The sequence below is a fragment of the Campylobacter sp. RM9333 genome, from assembly GCF_020137705.1.
Lineage (GTDB): Bacteria > Campylobacterota > Campylobacteria > Campylobacterales > Campylobacteraceae > Campylobacter_E.
In genome coordinates, this window is record NZ_JACGAY010000010.1 from 1 (window position 1) to 16,106 (window position 16,106).

Consider the following 16,106-nt stretch of genomic DNA (forward strand, 5'->3'; position numbering starts at 1 on the left):
TTAGCGAATAATTAGGAATTAACTTCCTAATTACTCTTCAATTAATTCTTTTTCGCCTTTTTTACGAGCTGCTATGATTAGTGGGACTCCACTTAAATCATAATGCTTTCTTAATACATTTTGTAAATAGCGTTTGTAAGAAAAATGAAGTGCTTTTGGTCTATTCATTACAAGTGCTATTTTTGGTGGTGCAACGCTATATTGAGTAGCGTAATAAATCTTAACAAGTTTGCCTTTATCGTGTGGCAATGGATGAGCTAGACAAGCTTCTTCTATTATTTGATTTAGTTTTGAAGTTTGGATTTTTTGAATGTAGTTTGAATGCACTTTTAAGATTAAATCTAAAAGATTTTTAATACGCTTTTTGCTAAGTGCTGAAACGCTAATAATAGGTGCATAGGCTAAGAATTTAAATCTATCAAGCCTTAAATGTTTGCAAACTTCATCAAATTCTTTATCACTCTTACCACATAAATCCCATTTATTTAAAACTATAATCACGCCTAAATAATTCTTACCCAAAAGCCCAGCTATTCTTTCATCAAGCTCGTTAAATCCTTCAGCAGCGTCTAATACAAGCAAGGCGATTTGAGAGTTTTCTAGCATTTTTTCGGTGCGATTTAGAGCGTATTTTTCTATACCTAAAATTTTACTTCTTCTTCTAATTCCTGCGGTATCAACAAATTCAAGTGTTTTGCCATTATATTCAATACTTTCATTTACAGGGTCAATCGTAGTTCCTGCAATGCTACTTACAACACATCTTTCATCATTTACAAGTGCGTTTAAAAGTGAGCTTTTGCCTACATTTACACGCCCTAAAATTGAGATTTTTATATGATTTTCATCAATTTCGCTAACTTCATTAATGCCTTCTTCATCATATTCACCAGCTATGTTTTCATCTAAGAAATCTTCTAAGCTAAGCTCTGAATTATCAGGCACGAAAGTATCACGCAAATGTGAGCTTAAAAAATCATTTAATTCATCAATTCCCGTTGCGTGAGATACGCTTATATTAAATACATTTTTAAATCCAAAACGAGTAAATTCCAAGCTTCTTTCTTCATCTTTTTTACTATCTACTTTATTAATTACTAAAGCTGTTGGTTTTTTAAGCTTTAATAAATCATAAAAATAAGCCCTATCATCATCATTTGCGCCCAATTTACAATCTACCATATAAACGATTATATCAGCGTCTTTTGCTTCTTTTAAGGTGTTCTTTTTAACATTTTGAAATAATTCATCTTTATCATCAAGCCCACCGCTATCTACTAAAATAGCCTTTTTTCCATTAATATCAACTATTTTTCTATTAGTATCTCTAGTAGTGCCACTAATATCAGAAGTTATCGCTAAGCGTTCTTTTGCCAAGCGATTAAATAGTGAGCTTTTGCCAACATTTGGCTTTCCTATTAACATTATTTTTTGCATATATATCCTTTATTAAAAAAGCTCATTTTAGCTATTATTGTTTAAGTCCTAGCAAAGTATCTAACATTTTATCAACCGTTGTGATGATTTTAGCACTTGCACCAAAACTTGCTTGATATTTCATAAGATTGCTTAATTCTTCGTTCATATCAACACCACTTACTGATTGAAATTCTGCTGTTACATTAGCCAAGATAGCTTCGTTTGTTTTGTATAAAGTATTATTGTTTTCTGCACGACTTGCTATATCTGTTGTTAAAGACCTATAAAATCCTTCAAAAGTAGCTTGAGTGCTTTCTCCTTTAGTATCGTAAAAATCAATTTTATTATATTGAAGCTGATTGATTGCATTTGCTACATCGTTATTTCCATCAGCACCAGAACTACTTGCTCTAAGTAAAGTTGGGTCGTGTCTTAGGCTAGTATCTACATTTATATTGCTACCATTAGTGCCTTCAAAGAATTTCCCAAGACCAAAAATTCCAGGAAAATTCGTGCCATGATCTTCTACGCCTACTTTAAATCCATCTAGTTTAGGAATAAGACTAAAAATACCACTATCTTTTGTTTCATCATAAGAATAATCAGCTAAAAAATAATCATCAAAATCGTTTAAATTGTTATTATCATTATTATCATCTGTATTAGAATTAATTTTTTCTAATAAACTAGAACTTCTTACTCCACCTGTCATTGATGTGCTTGTATCAAGAGTGATTGTTTTTCTTGCTACTTCTTTACCATTATCGTTATATACGATTAAATCAAATGTGCCTGTTTTTAATCTATTATCTGCATTCATAATAATATCATCACTCTTTAGATGAGACATTTCATTTGATAATATTTGTTTTTGAGCTGCTCTTGAGTAGATATTGTTTGTTTCTGTAATCATAGTTTTTGCAAAAGAATCAAGATTGTTTATATAATCTTGCAAAATACCATCATCAAATCCATTAGTTTGGGTATTAAACTCACGACCCCTTAAATCAAGTTGAGCTCCTAATTGTCCCCCACTTAATTTAGAAGTTAAATCAGCAGTAGTTCCATCTTGAAGCTCATAATAAATCCTTTGAAAAGGGCTTCCTGCAGCAACACTATCTATTCTTAATGGATGAAATGTTGTCCCATCAACTATAGAAAAACCTTCAATATTTAAATGATAATCTATGCTCCCATCTTTTACATTTGTATCAAATGAAGCATTTTGTTCTAAATTCTCTTTAAAAACTGATGATTTAACGAGTTTTGAAAGTCTTAATTCTAATTCATCTCTTTTATCTCTTAAATCATTTGCCATAGAATCACCAGCACTCTCACTTGCTGCTATTTGAGCATTAATTGTAGAAATATCCTTACCAATTCTATTTATTTCTTCAATAGTTAAAACTACATCATCATTTACTGATTTTTGCATTTTAAACATATCATCTCTAGTAGCTTTTATATCTTTTGCAAGGGTTGTTGCTACTTGAACTAGATTTATTTTTGTAGCACCATCAGCAGGGTTGCTAGCATAATTATTCCAAGCTTTTTGATAAGCTTGCAAATCATTTAAAATTCCAACATCTTTTAAATCAGGAAATCTTTGTGCTGCTTCTTCAAGTTTTGTTTTTAGATATTTAGTATGTTCAAAATTATTTGTATTATCACGCATTTTTGTGAAAACATACTCATCGTGAATTCTTACAATCTTATCAACCTTAGTTCCAAGTCCAATATCACCAGCTGGCACATGTAAAGCATCTGCTGCTGATTGAACCACTCTTTGCCTAGTATAATAAGGATTGTTTGCATTTGTAATGTTATGTCCTGTTGTAGATATTTGAACTTGTGCAGCTCCAAGACCACTTACACCTGTATTTAGTGTTGAAAATATACTCATAATTAACCTTTAAAACTTTAACTTGATTTAAGCTTGTTAGCAAAATATATTCCATATCGTAAAAATTTTATTAATCTTTATATTTATTTGAAATTCTTTTTTTGGATATTGATTTAAAAAATATTTTTTAATAACTTATATTAAAATTAAAAACTTATAATCCAACATTAAAATATTTATTAAAGGAAGAAATATGAAAATAATGGTAATTCAAGGACCAAATTTAAATATGTTAGGTCAAAGAGACCCTAGAATTTATGGAACTATGACTATGGCTCAAATACATGAACAAATGAGTATAGCTGCTAAAGAAAGCAATGTTGATATAGAGTTTTATCAAAGCAATTATGAAGGCGAAATAATTGATAAAATTCAAGAGTGTGTAGGAACTTGTGATGCAATTATTATAAATGCTGGTGGATATACTCATACATCAATTGCGATTGCTGATGCAATAGCAGCTACTAGAATGCCTGTAGTTGAAGTTCATATTAGCAATATTTATGCTAGAGAAGAATTTAGAGCTAAGAGTTTCTTAAGTCCTGTATGTGCTGGAACTATTAGTGGTTTTGGACCATTTAGCTATCATTTAGCATTACTTAGTGCAATTCAAATGGTTCAACAACAAAGAGCATTTATAGCAGCTCAAGAAGAAGCACTAAAAGCAAATAACGCTTAATGCCAAATATCAAGATAAATGAAGCGAGATATTTTAAAAGGATTAAGTATTATCCGTATTTTAGCAAGGATAATAAAGCTTATAAATATTTAGCTTTAATTTCTCTTGGTAGTAATATAGAGCCTGAGTGTGAAAGATTTGTAAGATTATTTAAAAAATTAAAATCTGATAGAAGATTTAAGATTATTCAAACTTCAGCATTATTAATAAATGAAGCTTTTGGGTGTAAAGAGCAAAAAGATTTTACAAATGCTTTAATGTTTGTTAAAACAAGTCTTCACGCAAGAGAGCTTTTAAAAGTTTTACAACACTATGAAAATATTTTTCATAGGACAAGAAGTTTTAAAAATGCACCTAGAACTCTTGATTTAGATATTGTTTATTTTAGTGAAAAAACATATTGCGATAAGAGATTAGTATTACCACATTATGGTGCAGAAGATAGGATTAGTATAACTTTAGTATTAGGAACAATGTAAGGAAAAAATATGGCAATTAGGCAAGATAGTTTTAGAGTAGAAAAAGGACAAGATTATTTAGCTTATGTTAGAGATTATTATGGAGATGAAGCTGAAATAGTTGCTGTAACTCAAGTAGAAGGAAGAACTCCAACAAGCCCTGCTATGGTAGAAGTAGTTGTAGCTATTAATGATACAAAAGAAAAAAAGCAACCAATTGTAAATAAAAGAGCAGCGTTACACTACGAAAATAGTTTAAAAGAATTTAAAAGCGATAATTTTGATAGAAAAATAGCTATAGAAAATAAGCAAAATCAAAATGAAAATAAATCACTTAATCAAGATTTAAATTCTAAAAAAGAATTATCTAGATTAAAGTTTAATCCTAATTCTAGCAATAAGTCAAAAGATGATAAGCAATTATTAAATGAGTTAAATAGCAAAGTAGATTATTTAATGAGTATGAGATGGGGAGAACTTGCTCCTGCTAGAAATAATCTTGAAATTCCACCTGAGTTTGCATTAATTTATGATAAAGCAAAAAAAAGTGATATGTTACAAACTCATTTAGATGAAATTATGAGAGCAACTCTTAAAAATATGCCAAAAGCTTTATTGAGTAATAAAGAAGCAATTACTAGATATTTTACAACCTTACTTAAGAGTATGATACCTTGCAGAGTTGATGCACCTATTAGAAAACAAAAAATAATTATGTTAGTTGGTCCAACAGGGGTTGGCAAGACTACAACATTAGCTAAGCTAGCTTATAGATACGCATACGGAAGCAAAAGATACAAAACTGCTATAGTTTCACTTGATAATTTTAGACTAGGTGCTAAAGAGCAATTAGCTGAATACGCTAGGACTATGAGATTACCAATTGCATTTGTATCAACCGAAGAAGATTTACATAAAAACCTTGAGACTTTAAGTGGTTATGATGTGGTTTTAATAGATTCAACTGGTAATTCTCAATATGATAAGACAAAAATTGAAAAATTAGAAAGTTATTTAAAGGCTAGTGAGAGTGAAATTGAAGTTGCATTAGTATTAAATGCAGGTATGAAGTATGATGATATGGAAGAGACTTTTAATGCTTTTAATGCTTTAAATATTGATACTTTAATACTTACAAAATTTGATGAAACTAGAGCTTTTGGTAATATTTTTTCATTAATTTTTAATATTAAAAAACCTGTTTCGTTTTTTTCAATAGGTCAGAATGTTCCTGATGATATTTTAGTAGCTAATAGCGAGTATTTAATTAAATGCGTTTTAGATGGATTTAAAGGATAAATTATGCAAACACAAGCTGATAAATTAAATGAGCTTATGAAAAATGAGCATAAAGTAAATAAGAAAAATACAAAATTTATTGCAATTACAAGTGGTAAAGGTGGGGTTGGCAAAAGCACAATAAGTGCTAATATTGCTAATTTACTTGCAAATGATGGATATAAAGTAGGTCTTTTTGATGCTGATATTGGTCTTGCAAATCTTGATGTGATTTTAAATGTAAAAATAGGCAAAAATTTATTACATGTTTTAAAAGGAGAATGCAAACTAGCTGATATTATTAAACAAGTAAAACCGAATTTAAAACTAATCCCAGGTGATAGTGGTGGAGAGATTTTAAAATACAATAATTCAAGTTATTTTGATGCTTTTTTAGAAGATGCTGAATTATTAGAAGATTTAGACTTTTTGATAATTGATACGGGTGCTGGTATTGGTGGAACTACTTTACATTTTTTAGAAATTGCTGATGAAGTTATTGTTGTAACTACACCTGATCCTGCTGCAATTACTGATGCTTATGCTACTATTAAAGTTACTTCTGATGTAAGAAATGATTTTTTAATGCTTTTTAATGTGGTAAAAAGCGAAAAAGAAGCACTAGATTTATTTACAAATATTTCAAAAGTTGCATCAGCAAATATTAAAAATAATCCTGAATTAAAGTATTTAGGATATTTAGAAAGCTCTGCTTATGTTATTGATTGTATTAAAAGTAGAGTTTTGTTTTCTCAAAGTTCATCAAGAGAAACTAATCAATTAAAAAAAGCTACTAATAATCTTTTATCAAGATTGGAACGAAATGTGCTTAAAGATTCTGATTCAGGAAATATAAAAAGCTTTTTTAAAAGATTAATTGATAGGATTTAAGGTATATGAGAACGGATAATTATATTGCTTTTGTTACAGTTTGTGGATTTTTTATAGGTTTTATTTGTGCTGTATTTAAGATTGATGATCCGTTTATGATGATAGGTTTTACCTTATTTACTACTTTTGTTTTTTATATTTTAATTCACCTTGTTGTTCTTAATTTTGTTGATGCAAAGAAATTAGGTAGTAGGAATTTTGATAAATTTGCTTATGAAAATACCACAAATCATTTTATAAAAGAGCTTGAAATTAGAGAAAATAGAATGGATAAGATTATTCAGAGTGTAGAAAGTGAATTAGAAATTATCAAAAAGCAAACAAAACCTGCAAGGAAATATAATGCAAAAGCGGCTTAATGCGTATGCAAGTGCTTTAAGAAATGCTCAAGATGAATTAGCTGTTAAATATCAACCAGCATTAAGAGCTATGGCATTTAGATTAAAAGAACGCTTGCCTGCTAGTGTTGATGTTAATGATTTAATAGGTGTTGGGACTGAAGAATTAATCAAATTAGCAAGACGCTATGATGATTTACAAAATGATAATTTTTGGGGATATGCTAGAAAAAGAGTATATGGTTCTATGCTTGATTTTTTAAGAAGTCTTGATACTTTAAGCAGAAGCAATAGAAAAATTGTAAAAGATATAGAAAAAATAATAAATGATTATATAAATGATTTTGATGAAGAACCAAGTGATGAGTATTTAGCAAGTGAATTAGGTATAGATATAGATAAGATTAAAGAAGCAAGATTAGCACAATCAATTAGCTATATCGTTCCATTAGATGAACAATTACAAGTATTAAGCGATGAAGACGCTAATGAAAGACTTGATAAAGAAAATTTATTAGAAAAAATTACCGAAGTTTTAGAAGAATTAAATGAAAGAGAACAATTGATTATTCAGTTATATTTTTATGAAGAGCTTAGTTTAAAAGAAATTAGTGAAATTTTGCAAATTAGCGAATCAAGAGTATCGCAGTTGCAAAGTAGGGTAATTAATACATTAAGAAAAAGGCTAATTGATGGCTGATATTTTATCTCAAGAAGAAATAGACGCACTTTTAAATTCCGTTGATTCAGCCGATAGTGTCCCTGAAGTAAAGAAAGAAAACGATGAAAGGCAAATCATAATATATGATTTTAAGCGTCCAAATCGTGTTAGTAAAGAACAACTTCGTGCAGTAAAAGGAATTCATGATAAATTAGCAAGAAGCCTTGCTACTCAAATTTCTCAAATGATGAGAAGTATGGTGGAAATAAAGCTACATTCAGTTGACCAGATGACTTATGGTGAGTTTTTGATGTCTTTACCAAATCCTACTAGCTTTAATGTTTTTTCAATCAAGCCTTTAGATGGAACTTGTGTTTTAGAGATAAATCCTAGTATTGCCTTTCCTATGATTGATAAATTATTAGGCGGAGCTGGAGAAGGAAGTGAAAAAAATAGAGAATTAACAGATATTGAGATTAACTTACTTGATAGTATTTTAAGAATTATGATGGGTAGGCTTAAAGAAAGTTGGTCAATAATTACTGATATGTATCCTAGCGTAGAAGCTAAAGAAAGTAGCCCAAGTGTTGTTCAAATCGTAAGCCAAAACGAAATAGTAATAATGGTTGTTATGGAGCTTACTATAGGTAATAATAGCGGTATGATTAATATTTGTTATCCTGTAATTTATTTAGAACCAATTTTAGGTCGTTTAGCAAATCGTGATGTAATGCTAGGCGAAACAAGTGCTAAAAAAAGTAGAAATAAAGAAATCAAAACCTTAGTAGGTCGTGCTGATATGGTCTATGAAGTGATTTTAGGTAAGGCTTTTATTAGTGTAGAAGAATTTTTAGGACTTGAAAATGGAAATATTATTAAGCTAAATAGAAATGCTGATGATAAAGCTATTGTGAGCGTTGATGGAAAAGATGTATTTTTAGCTCAATTTGGTATTCATAGATACCAAAAATCAATTAAGATTTTAGATTTAATTAAAACTGATAAAGATGAGGTTAAAAACATACTTGAAGCTTACGAACTAGAGCGTAAAACAAAGGCTGCAGAATTTGATAAAGTAGTAGAAATTCAAGAAGAATTGTCAATGGAAGATGAGGAAAAATTAGATGATTGATGAGTTTTTAGGTTTATTTGTAAATGAATGTATTGCCACTATTGAAGGGCTTACAGGAAAAAGTGCTAGATTTAGCGAATATAGTGAGTTTGATATTAAAAACAATGCCTTAAAGCCACCTATTTTAAAAGCAGTTTTTAAAAGCGAAGATAAAGAATTTGCATTTTTATCAAGTCCTGTTTTAATGAGTGCGATTTCTGAATGGATGATGGGTGAAGAAGAAATCTCAATGAATGAGAATTTAGGCACAGATGAGCTTGACGCTAGCAAAGAAGCAATTAGCAATATATTTTCAGCATTTTCAACTTCATTAAATGCACAAAAAGATTTACCTAAGTTTAATTTTAGCTTAGAAAAATGTGAGTTTTTGACTGATGAGTGTGATTTATCTAAGTTTTATAAAATTTATTTTTATGATGTAAATATCAATGATTTAAATGAGCAAATAAGTCTTGCTATCAATGAAAAAGCTTATAAGCTTTTAAATCCTAATTCAAATTCTACAAAAGAAAGTGAAGTAAGTGCGCCTAAAATGGATTTGGGTGAGTTAAAAAATATTAATTTAATAATGGATGTAAAGCTTCCGATTAGAGTTAGAATTGGTAGTAAAAAAATGCTTTTAAAAGATGTTTTAACAATGGATATAGGCTCAGTTATTGAGCTTGACCAATTAGCAAATGACCCTTTAGAAATCTTAGTTGGGGATAAATGTTTTGCTGAAGGAGAAGTTGTTATTGTTGATGGAAATTTTGGTGTGCAAATTACTAAAATCGGAGATAAAAAAGAAAGGTTAGAAAGTCTTAGATGAAATCAGTTACAATTTTTGGCTCGGCTAGATTTGATGAAAATAATAAATATTATAAAGACGCTTTTGAATTAAGTGAAGTTCTAGCAAAGAACGGCTATAGCATTACTACAGGTGGTGGCGGTGGTATTATGCACGCTGCTAATAAAGCTGCTTTTTTAGTTGGCGGGGTTGAGAGTATTGGTATTAATATAAAATTACCAATGGAACAAAGATTAAATGAATATTGCACTAAATCTATTGAATTTAGCGATTTATCTTTAAGAAAAAAAGCCTTAATGCAAAATGATGTAATGATAGTTTGTGCTGGTGGATACGGAACTTTAGATGAATTATTTGAAGTTTTAACCTTAGCTCAAACAAAATTAAGAAATTATAAAATCATTTTATATAACGAAGAATTTTTTAAACCATTGGTTGATTTTTTTAAAAATACACTTTTAAATTCCGGTGCAATTGATGAGAGTTCTTTAAATATTTTTAGCATAGCAAATACACCTAGTGAAGTTTTAGACTTAATAAAATAATTTTTTTACCGATATACCCTAAAGATTATTAACAAGGAAAAAGAATGAGAATAACAAGCTCTTATATTTATTCACAAAATTTAGGCAATTTTCAGCGTCAGCAAAATATGATAAATGACGCAAATAACCAATTAACAAGTGGTTTGAAGATTAATCAATCTTATGATGACGCTGGAATTTATTCAGAAGGTTCAAGACTTGTTTATGAGATTTCTACATTTCAGCAAATTAGCGAAGCTGCTAGTAAAGCTATAAATATTACAAAAAACTCTGATAAAGCAGTAGATGAAATGAGTAAGGCACTAGACCAATTTAAAAACAAATTAATCCAAGGTGCAAACGAAGTTCATTCTGATACTTCTTTAAACGCTTTAGCAAATGACTTACAAAAAATAAGAGATCATATTGTAAATATTGCAAATACAAGTATTAACGGACAATATTTATTCAGTGGAACTAATGTTGGGACTAAGCCTTTTGATGAAAAAGGTAATTATTATGGCAATGATGAGAATATGCAAGTTTTACTAGGGTCTAATGTGTATAATGATTACAATATTTCAGGTCAAGAGCTTATGAAGGGTGTTGATAATGATTATAAAAAAATAATCAGCACAAATGTTCGTTTGGTTGATAGAAGATATGATATTAATAAACCAGAAGAAGTGCATTATATTACTCAAGATAGTAAGATTAAAGACTTAATTGGTAAAGAATATTTAAAACCACAAGCTAATGGAAAAGAGCTTAATGTGAATGATCATTTTTTAAAAAATGATGAAGGAAGATTTCCTGATACTTATTTTTATGTTCGTGGGACTAAGGGAAATGGTGAGAGTTTTAAAGCTAAGTTTAAGATGGGTGCTAGTGAAGATGTTGGTGCTATGCTTAGTAAAATAGGTGAGTTATACGGAAATACTAAAGAAAATAAGGTAGTAGATGTAACGCTTAGCAATAATGGAACAATAGAAATTACTGATTTAAAAAATCAAGAAAGTAGAATTAATTTTTCTATGTTTGCAGCTACTGCTAAGGCTGATGATTTCGGACAAATTTATCCACCAAAAATACCTGATACACCACCAATGCCTATCATTCCTTTTCCTGTTAAAAGTGAGTTAGCAAGTGTAACTAATCCAAATGATTTAAGAAATAATAATAATGTTTTTGTTTTAGAATTTACAAATACAGGTAATATTGATACTTCTTTTACTAGTGATGGGATTGATTATTCTAGGTCTTTATTTAGTAAAAAAGATAATATCTTAAGCTCAAACATAGCTCAAGTAGATAAAAGTAATAATGTAGCTACTAATGAGACTAAATTAGTTGAGGCTTCGCAAGGAACATTAAAGCTAAATCCAAATGATGCTACAAGACCTGATAGTGTTTTAAAACTAGAAATTACTTCAAAAAATAAGGTGCATTATTCAATAGATTTTAATATTACTCAAGGCACTGCAACGGCTAGTTATAAACAAAATGGTCAAGATAAAAAAGTAACTTTACCTATTACAAATGTGGTTTATGATAATAATCAGCATATTTCAGATAGTGTTAAGACAAATCCTGAAAATATAACATATAAGCAATTAGGAGATATTATTTCTATGTTTGCTAGTGATAATATCCCAACTAAAGATTATCAATTAGTTCAAAAATATCCAAATCAAGCTAATTCTCCTATGATTTTAAATAATGATGATAAAGCAGAATTAGAAAGGCTGTTAATTAATTCTAAAAATTCAGTTGATGTAGGTCTTAACGAAAAAGGTCAAATGACTTTAATAGACAAAGGTGCGACTACTACTAAAATAGATTTAGCTATATTTGATGCTAATACTATGAACGCTAATGAATTTGATTTTGGAAATGATGCTAATGGTTTGCCAATTGCTGAAGGTTCTAAAAAGGGAGATTTGTTTAATTTTAATACAAATTCTACTTTAATTGTTGATGAAGGCAGGGTTGATATTATAAAAGACCTTGATAAGATGATAGAAGCTGTTAGAAATGGAAATTATAGAGCAGATAGCAATAATCCTGAATTGTTAAAAAGTGTTGGTATTCAAGGAGCTTTAAAAAGGATTGACCATTTACAAGATCATATTAATAAAGTTCATACAAAAATAGGTGCAACTCAAACAAGTATTCAAAATTCTCAAGATAGAGCGGATTTAATGAAAGTAAATGTTGAACAAGTTAAGGCAAAGGTTCTTAATTCAGACCCTGTAGAAAGCCAATTAATGCTAATGCAAGCGACAATTACCTTACAAGCTACTTTACAAGCTAGTGCGCAGGTTTCAAAATTAAGCTTATTAAATTATATGTAAGATGAAAAAAGAATTTATATTTATATTTGTTTCATTTATATTATTTTATTTTAGTTTCGGGCTGTTTTTGCCCGAAGCTAATGGATTGTTTTTAGCAAGTGCTTATTTTAGCAAGGGCTTAAGAATTTGTTTTGGAAATCTTTCTTATATTTTTTTATTAGCATTTGTAGGAAATTACTTATTTGTATATAAATCTTTTAAATATGCTTTAAAAATGTTAGCCAATATAATTTGTAGTATTTTGATATTATCTTTACCTTTTTCTAGTGTTTTTGATTTTGGAATTATTAGCTTTTTAGGTTTTGTAAATATTGTATTTTTTATCTTGCTTGTATTTGTTTTAATTTATTTTAATCATTCTTATATTTATTCAAAATTACAAGATAAAGATAAGTTCAAAAATCTTTTTAAAAGCAAAGAAAAACCTATTAAAAAAGAAAAAATCATAAAAGAAATAAAAACTCCTAAAGAAGACAAATCAAAACCAAAAGAAGAAATTTTAAGCGATTTAGGCAATATTAGATTTGTAAAATCATATGAAATAAAAACTCCTAAAGAAGATGAAAAGACTAAAATTAATTTTACAAACGAACAAGGCAAAATAATTAGTGAGCCAAAAATAATCTTAGAGCCTTTAATGCAGAAAATAAACAAAGATAGCATTAATAAAGATGATTTTAAAATAGTTAAAAACGAAATAAAAGAAGAAAAATCAGTAGAGCAAACCGAAGAAATACAAAATGAAATTCCTGTTTTAAATTCTAATGATTTTCAAGATATTTTGATAGTAGATGAGCAAGATTCTCAAAGTTTTGTCCCTAAAAAAGGCAAAAAAGTAGAGATTTTAAATGAGCTTGAAGAAAATAAAGCAATTTTAAAAGATATTGAATTAGGAGCGATTGAAATACCAAGAGATTTTGAACTACCTAGTGTGGAATTATTAGATAAAGCCGTAACTACAGAAATAATAATTAATGAAGATGAGCTTGATGAGAAAATAAACGAGCTTTTAGCAAAATTAAAGCATTTTAAGATTGATGGAGATGTGGTTAAAACCTATTGGGGTCCTGTGGTTACTACATTTGAGTTTAGACCTGCTGCTGATGTAAAGCTTAGCAAAATTTCAGGCTTAGCTGATGATTTAGCTATGGCACTTAAGGCTACAAGTATTAGAATTCAAGCACCAATTCCAGGAAAAGATGTGGTAGGGATTGAAATTCCAAATAAAACTTCTCAAACAATTAACATTAGAACTATTTTTGAAGATGAATTATTTTCAAAATCTAAAAGCAAATTAACAATAGCCTTAGGTAAGGATATAGTAGGAAATACTTTTGTAACTGATTTAAAACGCTTACCGCATTTATTAATAGCAGGAACTACAGGAAGTGGTAAGAGTGTAGGTATTAATGCTATGATTTTAAGTCTTTTATATAAAAATAGCCCAAGGACTTTAAGGTTATTGATGATTGACCCTAAAATGCTTGAATTTTCAATGTATAATGATATTCCGCACTTATTAACTCCTGTAATTACAAGAGCAGAAAAAGCAACTTTAGCTTTAAAAAATATGGTTTTAGAGATGGAAAGACGATATGAATTAATGGCTAGCGTTTATACTAAAAATATTGAAAGTTTTAATGAAAAAGCACCTAAATTAGGACTTGAGCCTTTTGCTTATATTGTAATTATTATTGATGAATTGGCTGATTTAATAATGACTAGTGGAAAAGAAGTAGAAACTTATATAGCAAGATTAGCTCAAATGGCAAGAGCAGCAGGAATTCATCTAATAGTAGCTACACAACGCCCAAGTGTAGATGTAATAACAGGTCTTATTAAGGCAAATTTACCTAGTAGATTAAGCTATAAAGTTGGAACTGGAGTTGATAGTAAGGTTATACTAGATTCTAAAGGAGCTGAGAGTTTGCTTGGTCGTGGAGATAGTTTATTTACTCCACCAGGAACAAGTCAGATAGTAAGATTGCACGCTCCATTTGCAAGTGAAGAAGAGATAATTAGAGTAGTAGAGCACCTAAAAAAACAAGAAAAATCAAATTATGATGAGAGTATTTTACAAGATTCAAGCTTTACTCAAACCTATGTTAAAAATAATGATGATAGTGTAGATGAATTATTCAGTGAAGCTGTAAGAATTATGCAAGAGAGCGGAAAAACTAGTATTTCTTATATTCAACGCCAATTAAATATAGGTTATAATAGAGCTGCTAATATTGTAGAGCAGTGCGAAAAGCAAGGAATTTTGAGCGAACCTAACGCAAAAGGCGTAAGAAGTCTTTTGTAAAAAAATCTAAGGAGAAATATGACAAAAATAGGAAAAAAAGAATTTTATGTAGTTGCATTAATGCTATTTGCTATGTTTTTTGGTGCGGGGAATTTTATTTTGCCACCAAAACTAGGAATGGATGCGGGGAGTAATTTTTATTTAGCGATTTTGTTTTTTTGTGTAACAGGTGTTGCTTTACCTGTTTTAGGCGTTGCTGCAGTTGCTAAAGCAGGAACATTAAAAGAATTAGCAAGTAGAGTAAATGTAACATTTGCAGTAATTTTTGTAGCAGTTATTTATATTACCATAGGGCCTTTAGTAGCAATTCCAAGAGCTAGCACTATGCCTTATGAAATAATGATTTTACCTTTTGTTGATAATGAATATAATGTATATTATTTAGCTTTTTATAGTTTTATATATTTTGCACTTAATTATTATATATGCTTAAATCCTAGCACTATGTTAGATACATTAGGCAAGTATTTAACACCGATTTTACTTATTTTAATAGCAGTATTTTTTATATGCACTTTAATTTATTCAGAAGTAAATGTTAGCATTCCTAATCAAAATTACACTACCCACCCAGTAGCAACAGCATTTGTAGAAGGCTATCAGACTATGGATGCGCTTGCTGCTTTAGTATTTGGGATTAGCGTTGTTGGAGCTTTAAAATCATTAGGAGTTACTAATAAACATCAATTATCATTACTTACTATAAAAGCAGGATTATTTTCTGGAATTATTTTAATGATAGTTTATTTTGCTTTAGGGTATTTAGGCTATGTTTATGGTAATACCTTTAAAGACGCTAGTAATGGGGCTATTTTATTATCATTAATTAGTGATGATTTATTTGGTAGTTTTGGTAGATTTATTTTAGGATTTACTGCCTTACTTGCTTGTCTTACTACTACGATTGGTTTGATTGGCTCAAGTGCTAGCTATTTTAGTAGTGTTACTAAGATTTCTTATAAAACTTGGGTTATTATTTGGGTAGTTGCTAGTTTTGTTTTATCAATTCAAGGTTTAACGCAGATTTTAAAAGTAAGCGTTCCTATATTAATAGCGATTTATCCAATAGCTATAGTTTTAATAATTTTATCTTTAATAAATAATTTAATAAATGAGAGCAAAATCATTTATAGATTTAGCGTTTATACTGCGGCTTTTATAGGAATTTTAAACGCAATTGATAGCTCAATTTTAAGCATAAACGATGAAAAAATATTATCTTATTTAGGTATAGCTAAATATTTAGAAATGTTGCCATTTTACTCATCTATGCTTGGCTGGGTTATACCTGTGATTGTTATGTTTATATTAGGATATATTATTAATGCCTTTAGTAAAAAAGATGATTTTTAATTAAATCATCTTGTTACAATTCTA

14 protein-coding genes are annotated in these 16,106 nt (G+C 29.1%); 12 read left to right on the forward strand and 2 right to left on the reverse strand.

What is annotated here, in order from left to right; all coding sequences use genetic code 11:
* Positions 1-30: 30 nt before the first annotated feature.
* Both der and flgK read right to left on the reverse strand, forming a co-directional pair.
* Positions 31-1,437 (reverse strand): ribosome biogenesis GTPase Der, encoded by a 1,407-nt coding sequence (der, locus tag AVBRAN9333_RS04905; RefSeq protein ID WP_214149802.1) that lies wholly within the window; start codon positions 1,435-1,437, stop codon positions 31-33.
* Positions 1,438-1,471: 34 nt separating this feature from the next.
* A complete protein-coding gene (gene flgK / locus AVBRAN9333_RS04910; protein ID WP_336609531.1) occupies positions 1,472-3,322 on the reverse strand; it encodes a flagellar hook-associated protein FlgK in 1,851 nt (616 codons plus the stop codon).
* 193 nt (positions 3,323-3,515) lie between these two features.
* Here flgK and aroQ point away from each other — a divergent pair, with 193 nt between their 5' ends.
* The 12 genes from aroQ to brnQ are packed head-to-tail and all read left to right on the forward strand — an operon-like array spanning position 3,516 to position 16,082.
* Positions 3,516-4,001, forward strand: a complete 486-nt coding sequence (aroQ, locus tag AVBRAN9333_RS04915) for a type II 3-dehydroquinate dehydratase (RefSeq protein ID WP_214117276.1) — start codon at positions 3,516-3,518, stop codon at positions 3,999-4,001.
* Positions 4,001-4,480, forward strand: a complete 480-nt coding sequence (gene folK / locus AVBRAN9333_RS04920; RefSeq protein WP_336609532.1) for a 2-amino-4-hydroxy-6-hydroxymethyldihydropteridine diphosphokinase — start codon at positions 4,001-4,003, stop codon at positions 4,478-4,480. The genes aroQ and folK overlap by 1 nt, the downstream gene beginning before the upstream one ends.
* A 9-nt stretch (positions 4,481-4,489) precedes the next feature.
* Positions 4,490-5,758 (forward strand): flagellar biosynthesis protein FlhF, encoded by a 1,269-nt coding sequence (flhF, locus tag AVBRAN9333_RS04925; protein WP_214117273.1) that lies wholly within the window; start codon positions 4,490-4,492, stop codon positions 5,756-5,758.
* A gap of 3 nt (positions 5,759-5,761) precedes the next feature.
* The gene (locus AVBRAN9333_RS04930; protein ID WP_214117271.1) at positions 5,762-6,628 is read left to right on the forward strand and encodes a P-loop NTPase; all 867 of its coding nucleotides are present in this window, start codon (positions 5,762-5,764) and stop codon (positions 6,626-6,628) included.
* Between the two features lie 5 nt (positions 6,629-6,633).
* A complete protein-coding gene (locus AVBRAN9333_RS04935; RefSeq protein ID WP_214149799.1) occupies positions 6,634-6,987 on the forward strand; it encodes a hypothetical protein in 354 nt (117 codons plus the stop codon).
* Complete coding sequence (locus AVBRAN9333_RS04940; RefSeq protein WP_250325125.1) at positions 6,971-7,666, forward strand: RNA polymerase sigma factor FliA; 696 nt, start codon at positions 6,971-6,973, stop codon at positions 7,664-7,666. The genes AVBRAN9333_RS04935 and AVBRAN9333_RS04940 overlap by 17 nt, the downstream gene beginning before the upstream one ends.
* Positions 7,659-8,759 carry a flagellar motor switch protein FliM gene (fliM, locus tag AVBRAN9333_RS04945; RefSeq protein WP_214117268.1) on the forward strand — a complete coding sequence of 367 codons (1,101 nt, stop codon included), beginning with the start codon at positions 7,659-7,661 and terminating at the stop codon, positions 8,757-8,759. The genes AVBRAN9333_RS04940 and fliM overlap by 8 nt, the downstream gene beginning before the upstream one ends.
* Positions 8,752-9,567 carry a flagellar motor switch protein FliY gene (gene fliY, locus AVBRAN9333_RS04950; RefSeq protein WP_214117267.1) on the forward strand — a complete coding sequence of 272 codons (816 nt, stop codon included), beginning with the start codon at positions 8,752-8,754 and terminating at the stop codon, positions 9,565-9,567. Before fliM ends, fliY begins: the two co-directional genes overlap by 8 nt.
* Entirely contained in the window at positions 9,564-10,091 is a 528-nt protein-coding gene (locus tag AVBRAN9333_RS04955; protein ID WP_214117266.1) for a TIGR00730 family Rossman fold protein, read from the forward strand. The genes fliY and AVBRAN9333_RS04955 overlap by 4 nt, the downstream gene beginning before the upstream one ends.
* A 44-nt stretch (positions 10,092-10,135) precedes the next feature.
* A complete protein-coding gene (locus tag AVBRAN9333_RS04960; protein WP_336609533.1) occupies positions 10,136-12,424 on the forward strand; it encodes a flagellin N-terminal helical domain-containing protein in 2,289 nt (762 codons plus the stop codon).
* A gap of 1 nt (position 12,425) precedes the next feature.
* Positions 12,426-14,729, forward strand: coding sequence for a DNA translocase FtsK (locus AVBRAN9333_RS04965; RefSeq protein ID WP_336609534.1), 2,304 nt, complete (start codon positions 12,426-12,428; stop codon positions 14,727-14,729).
* An 18-nt stretch (positions 14,730-14,747) separates the two neighbouring features.
* Positions 14,748-16,082, forward strand: coding sequence for a branched-chain amino acid transport system II carrier protein (gene brnQ, locus AVBRAN9333_RS04970; protein WP_336607860.1), 1,335 nt, complete (start codon positions 14,748-14,750; stop codon positions 16,080-16,082).
* Positions 16,083-16,106: the final 24 nt, after the last annotated feature.

Coding starts and splice junctions, on each gene's coding strand:
- folK (WP_336609532.1), top strand. CDS start 4,001: ATGCCAAATATCAAGATAAATGAAGCGAGATATTTTAAAAGGATTAAG.
- der (WP_214149802.1), bottom strand. CDS start 1,437: ATGCAAAAAATAATGTTAATAGGAAAGCCAAATGTTGGCAAAAGCTCA.
- AVBRAN9333_RS04955 (WP_214117266.1), top strand. CDS start 9,564: ATGAAATCAGTTACAATTTTTGGCTCGGCTAGATTTGATGAAAATAAT.
- brnQ (WP_336607860.1), top strand. CDS start 14,748: ATGACAAAAATAGGAAAAAAAGAATTTTATGTAGTTGCATTAATGCTA.
- AVBRAN9333_RS04930 (WP_214117271.1), top strand. CDS start 5,762: ATGCAAACACAAGCTGATAAATTAAATGAGCTTATGAAAAATGAGCAT.
- AVBRAN9333_RS04935 (WP_214149799.1), top strand. CDS start 6,634: ATGAGAACGGATAATTATATTGCTTTTGTTACAGTTTGTGGATTTTTT.
- aroQ (WP_214117276.1), top strand. CDS start 3,516: ATGAAAATAATGGTAATTCAAGGACCAAATTTAAATATGTTAGGTCAA.
- AVBRAN9333_RS04965 (WP_336609534.1), top strand. CDS start 12,426: ATGAAAAAAGAATTTATATTTATATTTGTTTCATTTATATTATTTTAT.
- fliY (WP_214117267.1), top strand. CDS start 8,752: ATGATTGATGAGTTTTTAGGTTTATTTGTAAATGAATGTATTGCCACT.
- AVBRAN9333_RS04940 (WP_250325125.1), top strand. CDS start 6,971: ATGCAAAAGCGGCTTAATGCGTATGCAAGTGCTTTAAGAAATGCTCAA.
- fliM (WP_214117268.1), top strand. CDS start 7,659: ATGGCTGATATTTTATCTCAAGAAGAAATAGACGCACTTTTAAATTCC.
- AVBRAN9333_RS04960 (WP_336609533.1), top strand. CDS start 10,136: ATGAGAATAACAAGCTCTTATATTTATTCACAAAATTTAGGCAATTTT.
- flhF (WP_214117273.1), top strand. CDS start 4,490: ATGGCAATTAGGCAAGATAGTTTTAGAGTAGAAAAAGGACAAGATTAT.
- flgK (WP_336609531.1), bottom strand. CDS start 3,322: ATGAGTATATTTTCAACACTAAATACAGGTGTAAGTGGTCTTGGAGCT.